This is a genomic window from Chryseobacterium camelliae, assembly GCF_030818575.1.
Lineage (GTDB): Bacteria > Bacteroidota > Bacteroidia > Flavobacteriales > Weeksellaceae > Chryseobacterium > Chryseobacterium camelliae_A.
Window position 1 is genome coordinate 1,224,458 of the sequence record NZ_JAUTAL010000001.1, and the last position, 22,644, is coordinate 1,247,101.

Below are 22,644 nucleotides of genomic sequence, written 5' to 3' on the forward strand. Positions count from 1 at the left end.
ATGAAGAGAGTTTATTTCTTACTGGCCGTTGCCGCATTCGGCATGAATGCATTCGGACAGAAAACGGCAGAGCAGAAAGTTTCCGAATTGTTATCTAAAATGACTTTGGAGGAAAAAATAGGGCAGCTGGTGCAATACAGTGGTTTTGAGTATGCCACCGGACCCCAAAATACCAATTCTGCAACCGTATTGGAAGAAATAAAAAAAGGAAAAGTAGGTTCCATGCTCAATGTTGCCGGATCCGAGGAGACCAGGAATTTCCAGAAACTGGCATTGCAGTCCAGGCTTAAAATCCCGTTGCTTTTCGGTCAGGATGTTATCCATGGATACAGAACCACGTTTCCCGTTAACATCGGGCAGGCAGCAAGCTGGGACCTGGCGCTCATTGAAAAGTCAGAAAGGATTGCAGCAACGGAAGCTTCCGCATACGGGATCCACTGGACTTTTGCCCCGATGGTTGATATCGCCAGGGATCCGAGGTGGGGAAGGGTGATGGAAGGTTCCGGCGAAGATACTTATTTGGGAACCCAAATAGGTCTGGCAAGAATCAGAGGGTTTCAGGGAAAAGGATTAGGCAATCTCGACGCAATTATGGCCTGCGCAAAACATTTTGCTGCATACGGTGCAGGAGTTGGTGGCCGGGATTACAATTCTGTAGACATGAGCCTCAGGCAGCTGAACGAAACCTATCTGCCGCCGTTTAAGGCTGCCGCTGAAGCCGGAGTGGCTACTTTCATGAACTCGTTTAATGATATCAACGGAATTCCTGCTACAGCCAACCGGTATATCTTAAGGGATTTGCTGAAAGGGCAGTGGAATTTCAAAGGATTTGTGGTATCAGACTGGGGGAGCATCGGAGAAATGGTAGCGCACGGATATGCAAAAGACAATAAAGAGGCGGCGGAAAAAGCCATTATTGCCGGGAGTGATATGGATATGGAAAGCCGTGCCTATATGGCTGAACTGCCAAAGCTCGTTCAGGAAGGAAAGGTTGATCCTAAGCTGATTGATGATGCTGCGCGCAGGATTCTGATCAAGAAATTCGAGATGGGTTTATTTGACGATCCTTACCGCTTCAGCAATGAAAAAAGACAGCAGCAACAGACCAATAATAAGGAAAACAGGAAATTCGGCCGGGAATTCGGTTCAAAGAGTATTGTGTTGCTGAAGAACCAGGGAAACATCCTGCCACTTTCAAAATCTGTAAAGACAGTGGCTTTAATCGGCCCTTTCGGAAAAGAGACAACGGCAAACCATGGCTTCTGGTCAGTAGCATTTAAAGATGACAATCAGAGGATTATCAGTCAGTTCGATGGTATCAGGAATCAGTTGGATAAAAATTCAACCTTGCTGTATGCAAAAGGAGCCAATGTAGATGACCAGGACAGATCCATGTTTGCTGAGGCTGTTGAAACTGCTAAAAAAGCCGACGTGGTTATCATGACCTTAGGTGAAGGGCATGCCATGAGCGGTGAAGCGAAGAGCAGGAGCAATCTTCATTTTTCGGGTGTTCAGGAAGACCTGTTGAAAGAAGTTGCTAAAACCGGTAAACCTATTGTCCTCATGATCAATGCAGGAAGACCCCTGGTGTTCGATTGGGCAGCAGATCATATTCCGGCGATCATGTATACATGGTGGCTGGGAACAGAAGCTGGAAACTCTATTGCAGATGTGCTTTTCGGATCGGTAAACCCGGGCGGTAAACTGCCGATGACCTTTCCTAGAACTGAGGGTCAGATTCCGGTATATTACAACCATTACAATACGGGAAGACCGGCAAAAAATAATACCGACAGGAATTACGTTTCTGCCTATATCGATCTTGATAATGATCCGAAATTCCCTTTCGGGTACGGACTCAGCTATACCAGTTTCAAGTATTCCGATATGAACCTGAGCTCATCAAACCTTAAAGGAAATCAGACGCTGGATATCAGTGTTACCGTTTCTAATACCGGAAAATACGATGGCGAAGAGGTCGTACAGTTGTACATCAGGGATCTTGTTGGAAAAGTAGTGAGGCCTGTAAAAGAACTGAAAGGGTTCCAGAAGGTTTTCATCAGGAAAGGGGAACAGAAAACAGTTCATTTCAAACTCAGTACCCAGGATCTGAGGTTCTATGATGATGCACTTAATTATGACTGGGAACCCGGCGAGTTTGATATCATGTTGGGAACGGATTCCCAACAGGTGCAGACCAAAAGAATAACATGGTTAAAATAAATAGTTTTTACATCAGAAGCGGGATAACACCCGCTTTTGGCGGTAAAGGATATCCCATTCTGATACATCCCATAGTGAGGATTTAATAATGAACTTAAATTTTGAAGATGAAGATTCGACATATGCTTAACCTTCTCGGCGGAGGATTGCTGTTTTTTTCTGCTTGCGGCTGTATTTCAGGTCCGTCGCATTCCGGAAGCAGGCTCATCTGGAATGATGAATTCAGCGGGATTGGTTTGCCGGATTCCACGAAATGGAATTATGATGTGGGTGGGCATGGCTACGGAAATAATGAAGCGCAGTTTTATACTAAAAACCGCCTGGAAAATGCCAGGGTGGAAAACGGAAAGCTGATCATCGAAGCCCGGAAAGAACAGTGGAAAGACAATAAATATACTTCTGCAAGGCTTCTTACCAAAGGAAAGTTCTCTTTTCAGTATGGTACAGTGGAAGTGAAGGCAAAACTGCCCAAAGGGCGCGGAACATGGCCTGCGATCTGGATGATGAGTGAGGGCATGAAAAAATGGCCTGATGACGGTGAACTGGATATTATGGAACATGTAGGTTACCATCAGGGGTATATCCATGCTTCCGTCCATACGAAAAAGTACAATCATATCATCGGAACCCAGAAAACTGATACCCTCATCGTAAAAGATGCGAGCGAAAAATTCCATGTGTACAAAGCGGTCTGGACTCCGGAAAAGATTGATGTATATGTGGATAAACAGAAGTATTTCACGTATGAAAACAATGAAAAAACCTATGAATCATGGCCGTTCGATCAGCCGTATTTCATTATCCTTAACCTGGCCATCGGCGGTTTCTGGGGCGGTAAAGAGGGCATAGATGACCGTATATTTCCGCAAAAGTTTGAGATTGACTATGTACGGGTGTACCAGAACAGATAAACTAGTGAGCAAAATTCTCTTCTTTTCGATAAAAATACAAATCGGAAAAGTTTTTGATAAGGGAGCAATATAAAAAGAAAAAGAAATTTATGAGGAAAATAGTCGTAAGCTGCCTGTTAATGGGGGCGGTTTTCAATGCAAGTGCACAAAATTACTGGAAGAAGAATGCAGGAAAAACAGCCCGGGTTATTCTTACCCAAGCTAAAACCCAGGAAAAGATGGTGGATAAGGGCGTAGTGAAATTTGTTAAAATGGATCAGCCCAAAGAAACTGATGCCTGTGTTTTTGTAGATCCTGATTTTAAATACCAGAAACTGATCGGAATTGGAGGCGCCATTACAGATGCATCTGCAGAAACATTCTACAAATTACCAAAGAATAAGCAGAAAGAAATTATTGAAGCCTATTACGGAAAAGACGGCTTGGGTTACACGGTTGCGCGTACCAATATGAATTCCTGTGATTTTTCAAGTGATTCCTATACCTACGTCCAGGACAATGACAATTCGCTGAAGTCATTCAATGTGGCACACGATGAGAAGTATAAAATTCCGATGATTAAAGAAGCGCAGAAAGCCGTTGGTAAAGATTTTACGTTTTTCTTTTCACCCTGGAGCCCTCCGGCATGGATGAAATCCAACAAAAGCATGCTGAAGGGCGGAAGGCTTGAAAATCAGTATTACCAGACCTGGGCAGATTATTATATTAAATTCATCAGGGAATATGAAAAGAGGGGAATCAATGTTTGGGGATTAACCGTCCAGAATGAGCCGATGGCTACACAGAGCTGGGAATCCTGCATTTATACAGCTGAAGAAGAAGGGCAATTCCTGAAAAACAACCTGGGACCTACGCTTTGGAAAAATGGCTACAAAGATAAAAAAGTCATGATCTGGGATCATAACCGTGACCTGATCTATCAGAGGGCTACTACCACGCTAAGTGATCCGGAAACATCCAAATATGCTTCCGGAATCGGTTACCACTGGTATGAAACCTGGAACAACAAAACCCAGCTTTTTGATAATCTTCTGGAAACCCAGCGCGCATTCCCGGATAAATTTTTAGCATTTACAGAAGGGTGCAAAGAGCAATTCAACCTGGATAAAATTTACGAAGTAAGTCTGGGTGAGCTGTACGGGAGAAATATGATCAACGATTTCAATAAAGGTACTGCACTCTGGACAGACTGGAATGTATTGCTGGATGAAACCGGAGGTCCGAACCATGTGGGAAATTTCTGCTTTGCACCGATTATTGCAGATACCAGGACCGGAGAAGTGCATTATACCTATGAATATTATTACATTGGGCATGTTTCCAAGTTTGTAAAACCTGCTGCACGGAGGATCGGGACTTCCTCCAACAGGGCCGCGCTCACTTCAACGACATTTATGAATGAAAACGGGCAGCTGGTTACCGTTATCATGAACGATTCCGATACCGATATTCAAACCAACCTCTGGATCGAAGGCATGGCTGCGGCATTAACGGCACCTGCCCACTCCATTCAGACGGTATTATTATAATTCAAATAACAAAACTTCATATTAACAGTTATTTTTGCGGTACCGGCGGCACTGAAAGTGCCGCCGGTATTTTTTTCTGATTGAATATATAGCCAATAAAAAAGCCGGAAAACAAAGTTTTCCGGCCTCTATATTTTTCAATCAAAGATCTTATTCCGCATCGTACTTGCTGATGACCTTCTGGGTAACGCCTGAGCTGCTGAAGCCTCCGTCATGGAAAAGGTTCTGCATCGTAACCTTTTTCGTAAGATCCGAGAATAACGTTACGCAATAATTCGCACAGTCCAGAGCGGTAGCGTTGCCAAGCGGTGACATGTCTTCCGCATAGCCAAGGAACCCACCGAAACCTTTTACACCGCTTCCGGCTGTAGTAGGAGTTGGAGACTGTGAAACCGTATTTACACGCACTTTTCTTTCTCCCCAGTAGTTACCGAATGTCCTGGCAATACTTTCAAGATAGGCTTTGTTGTCAGACATATCATTATAATCCGGGAATGTTCTCTGGGCAGCGATATAGCTTAATGCCAGGATGCTTCCCCATTCATTCATACAGTCTTTCTCCCATGCCACACGCATTACCTTATGGAAAGAAACCGCTGAAACGTCCCAGCCTTTTTCTAACCAATCGTAATTCATTTCAGTATAATGTTTGCCCTTTCTTACGTTCACGGACATTCCTATAGAGTGGAGGATAAAATCGATTTTACCGAATTTGGCAACTGCAGCATCAAAAAGTTTTTCCAGATCTTCCACAGAAGTTGCATCAGCTCCGATAACATCCGAACCTGTTTTTTCTGCCAGAGCATTCAATTCTCCCATTCTCATGGCGATAGGTGCGTTGGATAAAATAAATTCTGCACCCTCCCTCATGGCATCTCTCTGCAACTTTCCATGCGATAGACTGTTCATTAAGAGCTCCGAAAATAATTCCTTTTTTGCCTTTAAGTAAACCGTATGACATATTTTCTAATGTTTATTTAGCTACAAATGTAGCAATATTTTGTGTTTACAGCATAATAAAAAACGGAGCCTCTTATAAAAAGGCTCCGTTTTTTTTGAAAATATTTATAAAACTGAAATTAATTGGTTTTTTTGTTCCATTCTGCCTTTACATCTTCTGCGGCATCTTTGGTTTTTTCCCAGGCATCGTTGGCTTTATCTTTAATATTGTCCCATGCGTCTGAAGCATTGTTTTTTACTTTATCGAACCAGTCTTCCTGGCTTGCTTCCTGGTCATTAGCTCTTTTTTCGTTGATATAATCCTTTGCTCTGTCAGCTAAATCCTCAACTTTCCACTTTGTGTTGTCTGCAGCGTTTTTTAAAGAATTTTCCGTTCTTTCTACTGCGTTCTCTGCTTTGTTATAATCTGAATTGTTCATAATAAATATATTTGTGTATTGTATTAGAAATTAAACAATAACCGTTCCTAAAAACAGGGTAGTCTGTTAAAATTTTCATAATATTTTTAATGCTGTAGTGAAATATTTATCTGACCAGTCAGCTTGTAAAAAATCGATGTATTGAACAATATGATGAATGCATTTACTGTTCGGGATTTATGGAAACAGTCTTACTTTAACTCCTGGCATATTGGGTTAATTGGGATAACGAAAAATCATTCATTGTAGAATGAATGATTTAATATAATATCGGCATCATTGGCTCAGCTTAAACGGCCAAGACTGTTATGTAATGGGTTATTTATGGAATGATCCTGTCCAGTACCCAGGTAATCAGCCTCTTTTCAGAAGCATGATGATCGGCGGAAAACTCGCCACGTCTCCTGTTGGCTATGACATTATTTACGGTAATGGCTTTATGGCCCAATAATTTGGATAAAGCATAAATCGCAGATGTTTCCATTTCAAAATTGGTAACTCCGAGATCATTCAGTGTTTCCAGGAAGCGGTTATCGAGTGCCTTCAGACGAAGCTGCCTTCCTTGCGGAGCATAAAATCCAGGGAACGTAGCGGTATTTCCGTGGTATGCCGCATCTTGATAGAGATTCCCCAGTTCTTCTGACCAGTCAGAGAAATAAAGCATCGGTTTGATATTCGGATACGGAAATTTGTCCATGAAATTTTTTGAGAATTCGTTTTCAAAACGGTAGTCCTGATAAAAATGCATCAGCCCGTCAAGCCCCACAACATTCTGTGTCACCAGCATATTGTCTACCTGTACTTCAGGGTTTACGCTTCCGCATGTTCCCATTCTGAAGAGCTGAAGTGAAGAATGTTCTGCCTTAAATTCTTTATGTTTAAGATCGATGTTCACCAGAGCGTCCAGTTCGTTCATTACAATGTCGATATTCTCTGTTCCGATACCGGTGGACATTACTGTAATCCTTTCGCCCCTCAGGGTCCCGGGTGTGGGTGTAAAATTCCCTTTTATTTTTTCTGATTTCTACAGAATCAAAGTAGGCAGAAACCTTGGCTACCCGGTCCGGATCTCCTACAAGAATAATTTTTTCAGCAATGTCTTCCGGGAGAAGATTAAGATGGTAAACACTTCCGTCATCGTTCAGAACAAGTTCTGAAGCGGCCAGTTTATTAAGCATATATTTATTGTGTATTTGTTGGTAAGGCGTTTATAAGGAGGTTCCTTAAATTATCCGCCGACTCTTTTTGTTTTGTATCCCATATCTTTCAGGATAGCCATGATTTTATCACGGTTGTCACCCTGAATAACGATAATTCCGTCTTTTTCCGAACCGCCGATTCCCAGCGTGGTCTTGATTTTCTTTGAAATTTTTTTAAGTTCCTCCTCACTGCCTTCCCATCCTTCAATCAGGGTTACGGGTTTGCCGTTCCTGCCTTTCTTCTCAAATTTGCATATCAGTGGTTCTTTCTGCCTGAACTGTTCTTCCGGCATTTCAAATTCCTGCTCTTCATGATCAGGAAAAAGGTTTTTCAGTTGATCTCGTAAGTCCATGAAGCAAAAGTATAAAAAAGTTTTTATCAAAAGGCTTTTTTAGATAGGATCCGAATACTGATGAGCTTCCGTAGCGACCTTCAAAACAGAATTATGTTATTCCCAATACATTGCCTTGAATCATTTTTAATCATTCTGTCATGATTAAAATCAAGTAATGATCTTACTTCCAAGTAAAGCGGCCTGATTATACATCAATCATTTTCCCTTTCTGCAAGACACAGATAACAGCCCTGTCTGGCATTGTGAATATGGATGTAGGTTATCTCTTTATTTTTAAAAAACCTTATCAGTTCATCTTTCAGTGTCTTTCCTTCGACGACGGAGGCATTCTTCATCATCCCTGTACTGGTGTAGCCCCGTATTGAAAGCAGACGGTGCTGAAGCATCAGTGGGATTTCATTGACAGCCATATTTGCGGTTTCAGCATTTTTTCCTACAAATATAGGCCCGCTGGCACGATAAGGTGAATGCACATCATGATGAAGGTAAGGCATCAGTAGAGCTTCTTCTCCCGGCTCAAGGTCTTTCAGGCTGATACGGCACGGATAGCCGGGACACGAGTCAATAATTATTCTTTTGGCTCCTGATTTTTCCAATTCAGAATCTGATCCTGTGAAAAATGCTTTGAAGCCTTCTGCATTAAGTGCTTTTAATCTGAAATGTATTTCCATCTTTTTTTATGCAAATTTGAATGTAATATGGTTATCATGAAATCCGAATCCTGTGATGTTGTTGTAGGATCTCAATAAGCTTCATATGGAGTATAATGAATGCTATCACCAGTACCTGTATACATCAATCAGATAGGATATTATGTACAGAGATAAAAGAAATATCAGATCAGTTGGAGCCGGATAAAAGGATTTAATCAAAATTTAAGAACGCCTGATTCTTGAATTCATCTAAAATTGAATAAATTTGTCATATAAAGTTTATACAAAATGTCGAAAAAAGCAATATTAGCCATCCTTGACGGATGGGGGCTGGGCACCAACCCTGATGTTTCAGCTCTGGATAAAGCCAATACACCATTCATAGACAGCTGCTATCAGAGATTTCCGCATACAACCCTTGAGGCGAGCGGTCTTGCTGTAGGACTGCCTGCCGGGCAGATGGGAAATTCTGAAGTAGGTCATATGAACCTGGGAGCCGGAAGAGTGGTCTACCAGAATCTCGTAAAGCTCAATATGGCCGTGGAAAACGGTACTTTAGGACAGGAAAAAGTCATTCAGGATGCTTTTGAATATGCACTGAGAGAAAATAAAAAGGTGCACTTCATCGGTTTGGTTTCCGACGGAGGTGTACATTCACATATCAACCACTTAAAAGGATTGCTTACCGCAGCAAAAGCCTTTGGTTTTAAAGAAAATGTTTATGTTCATGCCTTTACAGACGGCAGGGACTGTGATCCGCATTCTGCGGTCGGGTTTATCCAGGACCTGGAAAAACATATGGAAACTACTGTCGGAAGACTGGCCACCGTAGTCGGAAGATATTATGCAATGGACCGTGATAAGAGATGGGAGCGTGTTAAGCTTGCTTATGATGCGCTGGTAGAAGGTGTTGGACTTCAGACTACCGATGCTGTTGCAGCTATCAAGGCTTCTTATCAGGAAAATGTAACCGATGAATTCTTAAAGCCGATCATCCTCACCAAAACAACGCCTGTAGGTAATGTTGTGCCGATGGCTAAAATTGATGACAATGATGTGGTGATCTGTTTCAACTTCCGTACAGACCGTGGCCGAGAAATCACCGAAGTACTTACCCAGCAGGATTTTCCGGAGTATTTCATGAGGAAACTGCCTCTATACTATGTGACTTTAACCAACTACGACAAGACTTTCAAAGATGTTCATGTGGTATTTGATGAGGAAGTGTTGAAAGAGACGATGGGAGAAGTGCTGGAAAGAAACGGGAAAAGCCAGATCCGTATTGCCGAGACTGAAAAATATCCGCACGTAACCTTTTTCTTTTCCGGTGGCCGTGAGGAAGAGTTTGAAGGCGAACGCAGGCTGCTTTGCCCAAGCCCGAAGGATGTGCCTACTTATGACCTTAAACCTGAAATGTCCGCATACGATATTACGAACGCTATCATTCCTGAAATTGAGCATGAAACGGCTGATTTCATCTGCCTGAATTTTGCCAATACGGATATGGTGGGGCACACCGGTGTTTTCTCAGCAGCTGTAAAAGCCGCGGAAACCGTAGATGAGTGCATCGGAAAAGTGGCTACAGCCGCTTATGAGCACGGATATGCCGTTTTCATTCTTGCCGATCACGGGAATTCTGATGTAATGATCAACCCGGACGGAACACCAAATACCCAGCACTCCACCAACCTGGTTCCTTTCATCGTGATGGATAAGGATCATACATGGAACCTGAAACCGGGTAAACTGGGAGATGTGGCACCTACGATCCTGAAAGTTATGGGGGTAGAGATTCCTGCTGTAATGACAGGAGACATATTAGTAAGTTAGAATAACAATATAATTGTAAAAATACCGTTATTTAAGTCATAACGGTATTTTTTTATGATGAATATCACAGCAATGCTTGTTATGCTTACAATAATAAGTTATATCTTTGTCAATTAATTCTAAATAGTAATAATGTATCAGCAGCTCGTAAGGAAAGAAGTAATGGGGATTTTGGAAAAGGAAGTGGGATCTTTTCTTGAAAAATTTTTAACGCCGATTGAAAAAATCTGGCAGCCCTCTGATATGCTTCCGGATCCGGCAAGCGAAGATTTCAGATATGACCTGGAGGAAATACAGACTTTTGCCCGGGAAATGCCCTATGACCTTTTTGTAACCCTAATCGGTGACTGTATTACCGAAGAGGCATTGCCTTCCTACGAATCCTGGCTGATGGGTGTAGACGGGGTAAACCAGGAAGAACAGGTAGGCTGGGTAAATTGGGTAAGAGCATGGACAGCTGAAGAAAACAGACACGGAGATTTACTAAATAAATACCTGTACCTGTGCGGAAGGGTAAACATGAGAGAGGTGGAGATTACCACACAATACCTCATCAACGACGGTTTCGATCTCGGTACAAGCATGGATCCGTATAGGAATTTTGTTTACACAAGCTTTCAGGAGACTGCTACCAATATTTCGCACAGAAGGGTAGGAACCCTTGCAAAACAGTCCGGAAACGGAAAACTCGCTAAAATGTGCGGTGTAATTGCTGCTGACGAAGCAAGACATGCTAAAGCCTACAAGCATTTTGTGGAGAAAATCCTTGAGATAGATCCATCTGAAATGATTCTTGCCTTTGAAGATATGATGCGTAAGAAAATCGTTATGCCGGCTCACCTGATGAGGCAGTCGGGACAAAAGGCCGGAGAGCTGTGGGGGCATTTTTCTGATGCGGCACAGCGTTGCATGGTGTATACGGGACAGGATTACATCAACATTCTGAAAGACCTGCTGGATGAATGGAAAATTGAACACATCAAAGGTTTAACAGAAAAAGCTGAAAAAGCACAGGAATACCTGATGAAACTTCCGGGAAGGCTGCAGAAGATCACCGATAGAGTATCTACTCCGGATCTTCAGTTCCAGTTCAGCTGGGTGAAAAGTTAATTCCAAAACCGGTTAACAATAAAACTGAGAGTGCCTGCATATACATGGCACTCTTTTTTTGTATCTTTGCCCATCTAAATCATAATCGAAATGATGAACAATAAGAAAATCGCCGTAGACTTTGACGGAACCATTGTTGATGATGCCTATCCCGCTATCGGCAAGCCGAAAATCTTCGCTTTTGAAACATTAAAAAGATTACAGTCTGAAGGGTACCGCCTGATCCTCTGGACCTACAGGCACGGAAAAACCCTTGATGAAGCTGTAGAATTCTGCAGAAAAAACGGCATTGAATTTTATGCAGTGAACTCAAGTTTTGAAGGAGAAGTATTCGATTGTGAGACCCAGTCCAGAAAACTGGATGCCGATTGGTTTATTGATGACAGGAACCTGGGCGGTTTCCCGGGATGGGGAGAGATCTACAACATCATTCAGGAAAGAATAGAATTCCGTGTGGAAGGAAAGGAAGTCCTGGCATATTCCAAACTAAAAAAAGAAAAGAAAAAAGGATTGTTCTGGTAAGAATAACCTGATCATCTATCAGTGTAGCAGTACATCAAATTTTTAATTGGTTATTGTTACACTGCTGGATTTATAAATTGTTACATTATTTATGATTCATTTAAAAACAATAGATGAGCTTCGTCTGATGAAGCAGAGTGCCCATCTGGTATCCCGAACGCTGGGTATGCTGGCTAAAGAAATAAAACCCGGGATCACCACGCTGCATTTGGATAAATTAGCATACGAATTTATTAAAGATAACGGTGGCGAACCTGCATTCCTGGGATACGGAGGTTTTCCCAATTCACTGTGCATTTCCCCGAATGAACAGGTAGTGCACGGGTTTCCCAATAAGGAAGTGGTAAAAGAAGGAGATGTTCTCTCTGTAGACTGTGGAGCAGTACTCAATGGTTTTGTAGGAGATCATGCCTATACCTTTGAAATCGGTGAAGTGAAACCTGAGGTGAAAAAACTCCTTCAGGTAACCAAAGAATCCCTGTATAAAGGTATTGAGCAGTGTGTCCGAGGAAAAAGAATCGGAGACATCTCCCATGCGATCCAGTCTTATTGTGAGGGACATGGATACGGAGTGGTAAGAGAACTCGTAGGCCACGGACTAGGCAGAAAGATGCATGAAGACCCACAGGTTCCAAATTATGGGAGACAAGGGAGCGGGAAAGTCATCAAAGACGGACTTGCCATTGCCATTGAACCCATGATTAATTTGGGAACGGAAAAAGTGAAGTTCCACAATGACGGATGGACCGTAACCACACTGGATAATCAGACTTCCGCCCATTTTGAACATGATGTGGCTGTCATCAATGGTAAGCCTGTATTGCTGTCTACATTTAAATATATTTATGAGGCTTTGGGAATCGAAAGCGATGAGGAAAAGCCTTTTCAATTGGATTTTTAATGAAAAAGTTAACCAGGCTGCTGCTGAATAAAATTCCCCGTCCGATGCTCATCAAAATGAGTATCTGGGCAAGGCCTGTGATTTACCGCCTTTTCCAGGGAGATGAATTTTATGATCCTATTGACGGTAGATCTTACCGGAAATTCCTGCCTTACGGATACGGAAAGCAAAGGGAAAATGCCCTTTCTCCAGGTACCCTGAGCCTCGAAAGGCACAGGCAGATGTGGCTGTACCTTCAGAATGAAACCGATTTTTTCATTAAGAACCATAAAGTACTCCACATAGCACCTGAACAGGAATTTCTCAGGAAGTTCAAAAGAATGCGCAATCTGAACTACATTTCAGCAGACCTTTATTCGCCCATTGTAGATGTGAAAGCTGATATCCTTGATCTTCCCTTTGAAGATGAGAGTTTTGATATCATTTTCTGCAATCACGTATTGGAGCATATTCAGGATGATGCCAAAGCCATGAGTGAACTTTACCGGGTGATGCGTCCCGGCGGATGGGGAATCTTTCAGGTTCCTATGAAAAACAACCTGGAGGAGACCTATGAGGATTTCACGATTACAGATCCTAAAGAACGCCAGAAACACTTTGGCCAATACGACCATGTACGCTGGTATGGGATGGATTATTTTGACCGGCTTAGGAAAGCAGGATTCCAGGCAGAACCCAATTATTATTCCCGGCAGTTCTCAGAGGAAGAAATCAGGAAATATGGCTTGAGGCACAACGAAATTCTCCCTGTAGTATATAAAAGCAAAAACAAAACGTCTTCCTACTGAAGACGTTTTTCATTTTTAACCGGTTGTATTTTATTCTTTGATAAAAGCATACGTTTCATACGTATCTATGGCAATGATATACTGTCCTTTCGGCAAATATCCTGTGTCTAATTTTATTTTTTCACCCGTACTTCTGGATTCAGAAACCAGTTTTCCTGAAGCATCGTAAATCTTTATGCTAAGAGTCTTTTTAATGCCTTCTAAGGTCAGGCTCTCGTGTACGGGATTTGGATAGGCTTTGAATGTTTTTTTCTGCGTTTTGATGTCCGCTGTTCCCAAAATAAAACTGTTGTAGGAAATCTTGTTTCCTGAAGGAGCCGTAATGATAAGCGTTTTTCCGGTTCCATTCGGTACGAGCTGATAAGAATAAATGGTTCCGGCAGGCGTATTTTCAAACATATCACAGTTCTTCTGGTCGTAACTGTTTACAGCTACCTGATTAGTTCCCGTGTAATAGGCCAGTGTGCAGCCTGAACCGTTTTTGGAAAAGGTATTGGTTCCGGCAATAAAAGTAATGGATACCGGTGCGGAATTGAAGTACTTTGAAGTGAAGATATAGTTGTTAGACGTGTTGCTTGCCATGAATGAAGACATGCCTAAAGGAATGTCCATTACGGGAGTGCTGATAGATTGGTTGTTTAATGTAATGCCTGAAATATACCAATTGGTAGAAATAAGATCGGGAGTCTGGGCTTGTGATAATATGCCCATCACAATCAAAAATAAAGCTTTTTTCATAAGAGGATTTTTTCCAAATATAGTGAAAAAAGTTTGTTTTGGTACTTAATGGGAAACGGCCTTTAATCCGATTACTGAACCAATCAGAGTGATGATGAAAAATATCCTCCAGAAACTTACCGGATCTTTAAAAAAGAAAATCCCCATAAGAACGGTTCCCACCGCTCCGATTCCGGTCCATACTGCATAAGCCGTACCGATAGGCAGGGTATGGGTAGCTTTGATCAGCAGCAGCATACTGATCGTCAATGAGACCAGAAATCCTGTAAACCAATAATACATTTCATTTCCGGAAGTTTCCCTTACTTTGGCCAGGCAGGAAGCAAAAGCCACTTCAAACAATCCTGCGATTACTAAGATCAACCAGTTCATATTGCTAAATTTTAAGGCAAAGTTCAGGATTTAAACGGCAACACTATTTTACAATTGTTAAAAAATCATCCTATTCATTTACCTTACCACCTACAACACTCCTCAACCCTAATCCTCTTCACTCTCCAACCCTCAAACCCCTCACTTCATCTCCGCCCTGATCCTGCTCAGCGTTACCTGCGTGATCCCGAGATACGACGCAATATGTCCGAGCTGAACACGCTGCAACAGGTCCGGCTTATCCCGTATCAGATCCCTGTAGCATTCGGCAGCGGTTTTAAACTGTCTGGAAATGATCAGCTCTTCGGTTTTTACCAGCTCTTTTTCGGCAAATCTTCTGCCCCAGTTGGCAATATGGATATCTTCCTGATATAAATCTGTCAGGCTTTCCGTTTCTATCCGGTATAAAATGCAGTCTTCAAGCAGTTCAATATATTCATATCCCGGTCGTTTTTCAACATAGCTTTTCATCGATACCACAGGCTCTCCCTCTTTACCGAACCAGAATGTGATATCCCTGTCTTCTGCAGCAGCGTAGGCCCGCACCATTCCTTTCTTGATAAAATAGACGTAAGGAATAACTTTACTTCCTTCCATCAGTATGAAATTTTTGGGATACGAAACTTCGGTAACAGCCTGTTTCAGGCGGATTTTAGAGGCTTGGGGAAGACTATAGATCCTGTCTAGAATTTCTTCGATATCCATTATTAATTTTTAGGTTAAAAATAGAGTTTTATCAAGGAATAATTAGCAATCTTACAGGTGGTTTTGAACAAAATCGCAGGATTGTTAAAAATATTTGCATAAACGTTTAACCTAAATATAATATCCAGACAGCAATCGGACTGTAAAGCCTGTGCACAGATGTCTGAATTTTTAAAATTTTCCCTTTTTAAATACTTATTAATCAGTTGTTTATATGTGATTGGGCGTTGGAAGTAAAAAGTTGCGAAAATACATTTATTTTATGAATTGGCAAAAAAAACGGTGTATTGTTTTGTTACCAATTTATGAAATATTTTTGCACACTTGACTTCCTACAATGAAAAGAGCTTCGATTAAAGACATAGCAAAATTGGCCGGTGTTTCTGTGGCAACGGTTTCCTATGTCCTGAACAAAAAAGAAGGAAGCAGAATAGGGGAGGCTACCCGGGAAAAAATTTTAGAAATTGCTGAAACGATTAACTATATTCCCAATAAAATGGCCAGAGGTCTGAAAACCAGCAAGAGCAAGCTTATCGGACTCATAGTAGCAGATATTTCCAATGACTTTTATTCCGGAATGGCCCGGTGTATCGAAGATGAAGCCATGAAACTCGGCTATACGCTCCTGATTGGCAGCTCAGATGAAAATCCGAGTAAATTTAAAAAACTGACAGAACTTTTTTCAGAACAGCAGGTGGATGGGATGATCATCGCACCGGTAATGGATTCGGATGAGACGGTGCAGAAACTGGTGAATGATCAGTTCCCTGTAGTTACAGTCGACCGCTATCTTAAGGATACTGAAGTAGCAGGAGTCAGGATCAACAATGACGAGGTTTCAAAACAGGTCTGCAGTTTCCTTGCCGGAAAAAAATTTAAGGATATCGCTTATGTAGGATATGATACCCGACTGCCCCATCTGCTTGACAGACAGCAGGGATTCGAGCAGCAGAGCACCAAGAATGGTGTGGAGCTACAGGAAATCCTCGTGGGATTAGACAATATTGCCGGAGAAGTACATCAGGGTCTTGACCGGTATTTTCAGAACAGCAGTAACAGGAAGGCCGTATATTTTTCCAGTAACAAGCTTGCTGTGGCAGGACTGGGCTATTTTATAAAAAATAATATCAGTGTTCCGGAGGATGTTTCCGTCATTGCCTTTGACGAAACAGATGCCTATTCACTTTTCCCTGTGGAGATAGATTATATTCAGCAGCCGCTGAACGAAATGGCCAAAGCAGCAGTTCAGTTGCTGGATGAACAGATCGGAGGTCAATCTTTACAGCAAAGCATGATTTTTCAAGCCCGCTTAATTCATAAAAAATCTGTACGATAAAATTTTTTACTATTTAACTTAAACGTTTAACCTATGATTGAACAAAAACCTTACGTCGTTTGCTTCGGAGAAGTGCTCTGGGATATCTTTCCTCAGGGATCACGTGCTGGAGGCGCCCCTTTTAATGCAGCATACAATATCTATAAAAAGGGAATTGATGCAACAGTGCTCAGCAGGGTAGGCAACGATGAACTCGGCGAAAAGCTGCTGAAACAGATCAGCGGCTGGGAAATGACCACAGACTTTATCCAGAAAGATACCCAGCATCCAACAAGTACCGTAATTGCCAGTATAGACGATCATAATGAAGCCAGCTATGAAATCGTGAATCATGTAGCCTGGGATTATATTGATTTCCTTCCTGAGCATAAAAAACTGGTGTCGGAAGCGGGAGCTTTCGTCTTCGGGAGCCTTTCGGCCAGAAATGAAAAAACAAGGAATACATTATTCCAACTTCTTGAGCATGCAAAACTTAAGATTTTTGATGTGAATTTCAGGCCGCCTTTCATTGATATTACAGTTGTTAAAGAACTTTTGCACCGTGCCGATATCGTTAAAATGAACAAAGCGGAGATGAGGAAAATCATGCAGTTCCTCAGCGAGGAATTTGAAAGTGAGGATGAAAGCGCATCATACCTGCAGGAACATTTCAATATCCAGGAAATTATCCTTACCAAAGGAAGCAAAGGCGCAAGGTATTTTAAAGGCAACAGAAATTACGGCTTTCCGGCCGTTCCCGTAACTATTGCAGATACTGTGGGAAGCGGTGACGCTTTCCTGGCGGGCTTCATATCCAAAAGAATCCTGAATGCGGGCCCCGAAGAGATTATGAACGAAGCAACTGCATTAGGCGCATTCATAACGTCAAAGCCGGGCGCTTGTCCGGATTATGACGTTGAAGAATTTCAGAAGTTTAAGGCATCAAACATCCTATTAACCTAACGGATCATCTTATGAACTCAGCTAAATTTACCGAAAAAAAATATGTGATCGTACTGGCATTCGTTACCTCACTCTTCTTTTTCTGGGCCATTGCCCTTACCATGGGGGATGTCCTGAACAAACACTTCCAGAATGTCCTTCATATTTCCAAGTCAAAGTCCGGGCTGGTGCAGCTGTCCATATTCGGTGCTTATGCCCTGATGGGGATTCCGGCAGGATATTTCATGAAAAGATTCGGATATAAAATGGGCGTTATTTTGGGACTGGTGCTGTTCGCCGGCGGATGTTTCCTGTTTGTTCCTGCAGCCAACCATGCTTCATTCGATTTCTTCAGAATAGCCCTGTTTATTTTGGCTTTGGGAATGGCTACCCTTGAAACGGTTGCCCATCCTTTTGTCGCTGCCCTGGGGAATGAAAAAACGAGTGACCAGAGGGTTAATTTTGCACAGTCTTTCAATGGTCTAGGTGCTATTGTCGGGCCGCTTTTAGGAGGAGTGTTCATTTTCGGAGGAGCAGGTGATGACCATTCATTGGATTCTGTAAAAAGCCTGTATACGTGTATCGGGATTGTTATCCTTTTCCTGGCCATTACTTTTTCATTTATAAAAGTACCGAGCCTCAAAGATCCCCACGCTGAAGAAGCTGAATTGCTGGACCATGCCGCAGGTAATGATGCCGGGGTACCAGAAAGCAATCCTGATGCTCCGTTATGGAAACAAAGGCATTTTATCTGGGCTGTTATCGCACAGTTTTTCAATATTGCAGCACAGGGAGGTACTTGGGCTTTCTTTATCAATTACGGTGTAGAAAAAATGCACCTTCAGGAGACCCAGGCATCGTATTACTTTTCCTTAAGCATGGCTATGATGATGATCGGAAGGTTTATCGGGACTTTTCTGATGCGGTATATTGCACCCAATAAGCTGCTGGCGATTTTCACGGCCTGCAACATTGTGCTGTGCCTGATCATTTCGCAGAGCTTTGGATGGGTATCGTTTGTCAGCCTTATTATGCTGAACCTGTTCCTGAGCGTGATGTATCCGACTATCTTCAGCCTTGGTCTAAAGAGACTCGGCAGCAAAGTTCAGCAGGCTTCCTCATTCCTGGTAATGGCGATGTTCGGAGGAGCTGTCTTTCCGCCGCTTATGGGACGTATAGCAGAAACTGATGTAGCTCATGCTTATTTACTGCCGATCATCTGTTACGTTATTATCATTCTGTTTGCTTTAAAATATTACCGTCCTAAAACCCTGAAGTAATCCGATGAAACATATTATGTTTAAAGGCTGCCTGGCTATTGTATTGCTGATCAGCCAGGTTGCCTATGCCCAGATTGTCATTACCAATAAGAAATTTTCTTTCGGAACGACAGGAAGAATAGGAGCCGGATATTCACCCAATGCGGATGGGAAAACAGGCCGTCAGCTGAATCTGAACAATCAGGGATCACTGGGGGGAAGGATGGATCAGGGGGATTATGTGGATTTCCTGCCTGCTTTCCACTTTACACCGGTAGCAGGAGGAGACAGTTCCCGAAGCACCAAAATAGACATGCAGGCCAGGCTTAGCTTTTATTCCGGAGGAACATTTCTTGGAAATGTGGACACCAAATCCAACCAGGGAATGATCGTCGCTTTACCGGAAGCTTTCGTAGAAGCCAGAAATATCATGGGAAGTGACTGGGATGTATGGGCCGGTTCAAGATGGCTGAGATATGACGACATCCATATTGCCGATTATTTCTATTTTGATGACCATTCGGCGACGGGTTGGGGAGTAAAACATAAGAACACAAGATTTTCTATGTTCTTCCCGGCAGTGATTGATACGGCATCGAGCAATTCAACGCCGTACTCGTACACCAATATCATCAGCGGAGCCAAAAACCTGATCTACCGTCAACGGGAAGTTTTTGTCCTGGAACATACCCTTCCGTTTAAAAATAACAGCCTGAAACTGCTGGCAGAATTCCACCATGTGGACAATACAGGAAAAAATGCCGTAGAACAATATCCGTCAGATAACGGATGGGTGATCGGTGCGAAGCTTAATACCGGAATAAAGACAGCTCTTCCGGGATCCTTCAATCAGTTCTCTGTACGGTATGGAACCGGAATAGCTAATGGTGGTGATAACGGAAATACCCAGACTTGGAGGACCTATGGAGCTCCGGATGCGCAGACGCAAACGTATAAGGGAGCCTATTCCTTTACCGCGGTTGAACATGTGCTGTTCAATATTTCAAACCGGTGGTCATTGAACGGATATGCTGTTTTTACCGCCAGTAAAGGCGGAGCAGACAGCAATGATAAGGCTGTTGACTACTATAAAAGGGATATTTTTAATAAAAAATCCGAGTTCAATACAGGGGTGAGGGCAACGTACTACTTCAACAACTGGTTCCATATCCTGTCTGAACTTCATTATGGAGTCCGGAAAAACGGAACCCAGGATCCGGCTTCCATGGTGAAGCTTGTGCTGGCTCCTACTATTGTTCCTACTGCTGAAAGAAGTGTTTGGGCAAGACCGCACATCAGGCTGATCGCCGAGCTTTCCCGGTACAATGATGAAGCGATGAAAACCCTTTACTCGCCTTTTCTCCAACATTCCGGTGCTAAAAGATACGGAACGTATCTGGGTGTAAGAACAGAATGGTGGGTGTTTTAGAGCATAAGCTAAAAAGCAAATAAGCGAATAGGCTACTTAACAAATTTGCTGATCGATAAATAAACCAAAAAATAATAGTATGGACATACAATTCGGGGCTTCGCTGCTCTCATGGATCACACCGGTCTGGACGCCTGAAGCAGGAAAATACGCCATAGAAAAGACGGCACATGCAGGATTTGACCTGATTGAAATCCTGCTTCCCCCTTCTATGGATTTCAATGCGGCTGAAGTTAAAAAACAGCTCGACTCTCATCATTTAAATGTGGTCTGCTCCCTGAACCTGCCCAAAGAAGCCCATATTGCTTTTTATCCTGAGCGTGCTGAACAACTGATAAAAAGGGCCATCGATATTACGGCGGCACTCGAATCTGATCTGCTGGGTGGTGTGCTGCATGGAGGCATCGGTGTTTTTTCCGGAAATCCATTGACGGATCAGGAAGCTGGCATCATTACGGAAGTCTGGAGCCACGCAGCAGATTATGCCCGGGAAAAAGGCGTTGGAATCGCCATTGAACCCATTAACCGGTATGAGAGCTATGTCTGCAACACTGCGCAGAATGTCCTTGATCTGATCAATGCTGCAGGAAAAGACAACCTCTTTGTGCACCTTGATACATTTCATATGAATATTGAGGAGAATAATTTTTATGATCCCATCATGAAAGCAGGGGATAAGCTGAAGCATATCCATATGACAGAATCACATCGCGGAATGCTGGGGGAAGGCACCGTCAACTGGGATGAATTGTTCAGCGCACTGAAAGCCATTGATTTTAAAGGAAACCTGGTGCTCGAAAATTTTTCATCATCCGTTCCCGGAATGCAGCAGATGGTTTCCTTATGGCAAACATCTCCATATGATGCGGATGAGCTTGCCGCAGGAAGCCTGGAATTTATGAAATCGAACTGCCTTTAGTTTTTACCCGGTAAAACCGGACTTAATTTCAGGAGACCAATTTTGTTTTTCTTAACTTTGCAGCTCACAATATAATTTTTTATGCACAAAGCAGGATTTGTAAATATAGTGGGTAAGCCCAATGCCGGAAAATCTACCTTGCTCAACCAGTTGATGGGGGAGAAACTGGCGATTGTTACGCAGAAGGCTCAGACCACAAGACACAGGATTTTCGGAATTTATAATGAAGAGGATCTGCAGATCGTATTTTCGGATACACCAGGAGTACTGGACCCGAAATACGGGCTTCAAGAAAAAATGATGGATTTTGTAAAGGATTCCCTGCAGGATGCGGATGTATTCTTATTTATCGTTGATGTTACAGATAAAGCAGAGCCTTCAGAATTCCTGATTGAAAAACTCAACAAGATTCCTGTACCTGTACTGCTCCTGCTTAATAAAGTGGATCAGACTGATCAGGAGGGTCTTGAAAAACTGGTTGAAGAATGGCACAGCAGGATTCCAAAAGCGGAAATTCTTCCTATATCTGCACTGAATGCTTTCAACACGGATATCATCCTTCCCAAGCTGAAATCCATGCTTCCTGAAAACCCGCCTTATTATGATAAAGACCAGTATACAGACAAGCCGGAAAGATTCTTCGTGAATGAAGCCATCCGTGAGAAAATCCTGCTGAATTATGAAAAAGAGATTCCTTATTCCGTAGAAGTGGTCACTGAGCAGTTCAAGGAAAAGGAGGGGATTATTTTCATCGATTCCATCATTTATGTGGAACGGGATACTCAGAAGGGGATCATCATTGGTCATAAAGGGGAAGCCATTAAGAAAGTGGGAACAGAAGCCCGACTGGACCTTGAAAAGTTCTTTAATAAAAAGATCCACCTGAACCTTTTTGTGAAAGTGAAAAAAGACTGGAGGAAAAACGACCGGGATCTGAAGAATTTCGGCTACAGGTAGACTAAACTGCCTGATATCCCGTTCTAATAAAAGATTTTTCGCTATCTTTAATCAAATTTTAGCTTAATGAACTCTTTAAACACGGCAAACTCCAATTCAGTTGTAAAAGATATTATTTTATTGGCAGTGAGGGTATTTATCGGCTTTGCTATGCTCTCGCACGGATTTCCCAAGCTCCAGATGCTTATTGAAGGCAAAACAGATTTCTATAACTTCCTGGGAATGGGGCCGCAGGTTACTCTGGGCCTTACGGTGTTTGCTGAGTTTGTCTGCTCGATCCTGCTTATCCTGGGCCTGTTTTCCAGGATTGCTTTAGGGTTTCAGATCTTTACGATGCTGATTGCAGGGTTTGTGGTTCATTCAGCCGATCCTTTTGAAAAACAGGAAATGAGCTTGGTTTACCTCTCCATCTATCTGATGCTGATGGTATTCGGGGCCGGTAAGTTTTCAGTAGATCATATGATTGAAAAAAGAAAAAGAGCCAGTGACTGGTGATCCGTTTTAAAATATAAGCAGCAGGGTTTTTCCCTGCTGTTTTTTTATGCTCTATAGAATGACAGATTAAGGCTGGAAGCATGAGTATTTCTTCCCATCATTTTGAAGCTGG

The 22,644-nt window shown here is 42.5% G+C and carries 21 protein-coding genes and 2 pseudogenes; 15 read left to right on the forward strand and 8 right to left on the reverse strand.

The window, feature by feature from the left end:
* From bglX to QE404_RS05585, 3 genes are all read left to right on the forward strand, one after another.
* The gene (bglX, locus tag QE404_RS05575; protein ID WP_307447655.1) at positions 1-2,223 is read left to right on the forward strand and encodes a beta-glucosidase BglX; all 2,223 of its coding nucleotides are present in this window, start codon (positions 1-3) and stop codon (positions 2,221-2,223) included.
* 107 nt (positions 2,224-2,330) lie between these two features.
* Positions 2,331-3,134, forward strand: a complete 804-nt coding sequence (locus QE404_RS05580; protein ID WP_307447658.1) for a glycoside hydrolase family 16 protein — start codon at positions 2,331-2,333, stop codon at positions 3,132-3,134.
* A gap of 89 nt (positions 3,135-3,223) precedes the next feature.
* The gene (locus QE404_RS05585; RefSeq protein WP_307447661.1) at positions 3,224-4,663 is read left to right on the forward strand and encodes a glycoside hydrolase family 30 protein; all 1,440 of its coding nucleotides are present in this window, start codon (positions 3,224-3,226) and stop codon (positions 4,661-4,663) included.
* 150 nt (positions 4,664-4,813) lie between these two features.
* On the opposite strand, the pseudogene QE404_RS05590 reads toward QE404_RS05585, so the two are convergent.
* The 5 genes and pseudogenes from QE404_RS05590 to QE404_RS05610 all read right to left on the reverse strand — a co-directional run bounded on the left by QE404_RS05590 (position 4,814) and on the right by QE404_RS05610 (position 8,268).
* Positions 4,814-5,624 (reverse strand): annotated as a pseudogene (locus QE404_RS05590) (enoyl-ACP reductase FabI).
* 118 nt (positions 5,625-5,742) lie between these two features.
* Complete coding sequence (locus QE404_RS05595) at positions 5,743-6,042, reverse strand: hypothetical protein (protein WP_307447666.1); 300 nt, start codon at positions 6,040-6,042, stop codon at positions 5,743-5,745.
* Positions 6,043-6,364: 322 nt separating this feature from the next.
* Positions 6,365-7,220, reverse strand: a pseudogene (locus QE404_RS05600) (nucleoside phosphorylase).
* A gap of 50 nt (positions 7,221-7,270) precedes the next feature.
* Positions 7,271-7,594, reverse strand: coding sequence for a translation initiation factor (locus QE404_RS05605; RefSeq protein ID WP_307447672.1), 324 nt, complete (start codon positions 7,592-7,594; stop codon positions 7,271-7,273).
* Positions 7,595-7,788: 194 nt separating this feature from the next.
* The gene (locus QE404_RS05610) at positions 7,789-8,268 is read right to left on the reverse strand and encodes a DUF1203 domain-containing protein (protein WP_307447675.1); all 480 of its coding nucleotides are present in this window, start codon (positions 8,266-8,268) and stop codon (positions 7,789-7,791) included.
* A 270-nt stretch (positions 8,269-8,538) separates the two neighbouring features.
* Between QE404_RS05610 and gpmI the strand changes: the two genes are divergently transcribed.
* The 5 genes from gpmI to QE404_RS05635 all read left to right on the forward strand — a co-directional run bounded on the left by gpmI (position 8,539) and on the right by QE404_RS05635 (position 13,401).
* The gene (gene gpmI / locus QE404_RS05615) at positions 8,539-10,080 is read left to right on the forward strand and encodes a 2,3-bisphosphoglycerate-independent phosphoglycerate mutase (protein WP_307447677.1); all 1,542 of its coding nucleotides are present in this window, start codon (positions 8,539-8,541) and stop codon (positions 10,078-10,080) included.
* Between the two features lie 132 nt (positions 10,081-10,212).
* A complete protein-coding gene (locus QE404_RS05620; protein WP_307447680.1) occupies positions 10,213-11,190 on the forward strand; it encodes an acyl-ACP desaturase in 978 nt (325 codons plus the stop codon).
* Between the two features lie 90 nt (positions 11,191-11,280).
* On the forward strand, positions 11,281-11,712 hold the full coding sequence (locus QE404_RS05625; protein WP_294204840.1) for a BT0820 family HAD-type phosphatase: 432 nt from the start codon (positions 11,281-11,283) through the stop codon (positions 11,710-11,712).
* A 91-nt stretch (positions 11,713-11,803) separates the two neighbouring features.
* A complete protein-coding gene (gene map, locus QE404_RS05630; RefSeq protein WP_307447685.1) occupies positions 11,804-12,613 on the forward strand; it encodes a type I methionyl aminopeptidase in 810 nt (269 codons plus the stop codon).
* Positions 12,613-13,401 carry a class I SAM-dependent methyltransferase gene (locus QE404_RS05635; protein ID WP_307447688.1) on the forward strand — a complete coding sequence of 263 codons (789 nt, stop codon included), beginning with the start codon at positions 12,613-12,615 and terminating at the stop codon, positions 13,399-13,401. The genes map and QE404_RS05635 overlap by 1 nt, the downstream gene beginning before the upstream one ends.
* A 30-nt stretch (positions 13,402-13,431) precedes the next feature.
* On the opposite strand, the gene QE404_RS05640 is transcribed toward QE404_RS05635, so the two are convergent.
* The 3 genes from QE404_RS05640 to QE404_RS05650 form a co-directional block, all read right to left on the reverse strand.
* Positions 13,432-14,139 (reverse strand): T9SS type A sorting domain-containing protein, encoded by a 708-nt coding sequence (locus QE404_RS05640; RefSeq protein WP_307447690.1) that lies wholly within the window; start codon positions 14,137-14,139, stop codon positions 13,432-13,434.
* Positions 14,140-14,184: 45 nt separating this feature from the next.
* Complete coding sequence (locus tag QE404_RS05645; RefSeq protein ID WP_307447694.1) at positions 14,185-14,511, reverse strand: DMT family transporter; 327 nt, start codon at positions 14,509-14,511, stop codon at positions 14,185-14,187.
* Positions 14,512-14,652: 141 nt separating this feature from the next.
* Positions 14,653-15,216, reverse strand: a complete 564-nt coding sequence (locus tag QE404_RS05650; protein WP_307447697.1) for a Crp/Fnr family transcriptional regulator — start codon at positions 15,214-15,216, stop codon at positions 14,653-14,655.
* A 337-nt stretch (positions 15,217-15,553) separates the two neighbouring features.
* Between QE404_RS05650 and QE404_RS05655 the strand changes: the two genes are divergently transcribed.
* From QE404_RS05655 to QE404_RS05685, 7 genes are all read left to right on the forward strand, one after another.
* Positions 15,554-16,552, forward strand: coding sequence for a LacI family DNA-binding transcriptional regulator (locus QE404_RS05655; protein ID WP_307447701.1), 999 nt, complete (start codon positions 15,554-15,556; stop codon positions 16,550-16,552).
* Positions 16,553-16,585: 33 nt separating this feature from the next.
* Complete coding sequence (locus QE404_RS05660) at positions 16,586-17,494, forward strand: carbohydrate kinase family protein (RefSeq protein WP_307447703.1); 909 nt, start codon at positions 16,586-16,588, stop codon at positions 17,492-17,494.
* Between the two features lie 11 nt (positions 17,495-17,505).
* Complete coding sequence (locus tag QE404_RS05665; protein ID WP_307447706.1) at positions 17,506-18,753, forward strand: sugar MFS transporter; 1,248 nt, start codon at positions 17,506-17,508, stop codon at positions 18,751-18,753.
* Positions 18,754-18,757: 4 nt separating this feature from the next.
* Complete coding sequence (locus QE404_RS05670) at positions 18,758-20,161, forward strand: carbohydrate porin (protein WP_307447709.1); 1,404 nt, start codon at positions 18,758-18,760, stop codon at positions 20,159-20,161.
* 79 nt (positions 20,162-20,240) lie between these two features.
* Positions 20,241-21,080, forward strand: coding sequence for a sugar phosphate isomerase/epimerase family protein (locus tag QE404_RS05675; protein ID WP_307447712.1), 840 nt, complete (start codon positions 20,241-20,243; stop codon positions 21,078-21,080).
* 81 nt (positions 21,081-21,161) lie between these two features.
* Positions 21,162-22,037: a GTPase Era gene (gene era / locus QE404_RS05680; protein WP_307447715.1), complete on the forward strand. Its 876-nt coding sequence runs from the start codon at positions 21,162-21,164 to the stop codon at positions 22,035-22,037.
* A 66-nt stretch (positions 22,038-22,103) separates the two neighbouring features.
* Positions 22,104-22,532, forward strand: coding sequence for a DoxX family protein (locus tag QE404_RS05685; RefSeq protein ID WP_307447719.1), 429 nt, complete (start codon positions 22,104-22,106; stop codon positions 22,530-22,532).
* Positions 22,533-22,644 lie beyond the last annotated feature (112 nt).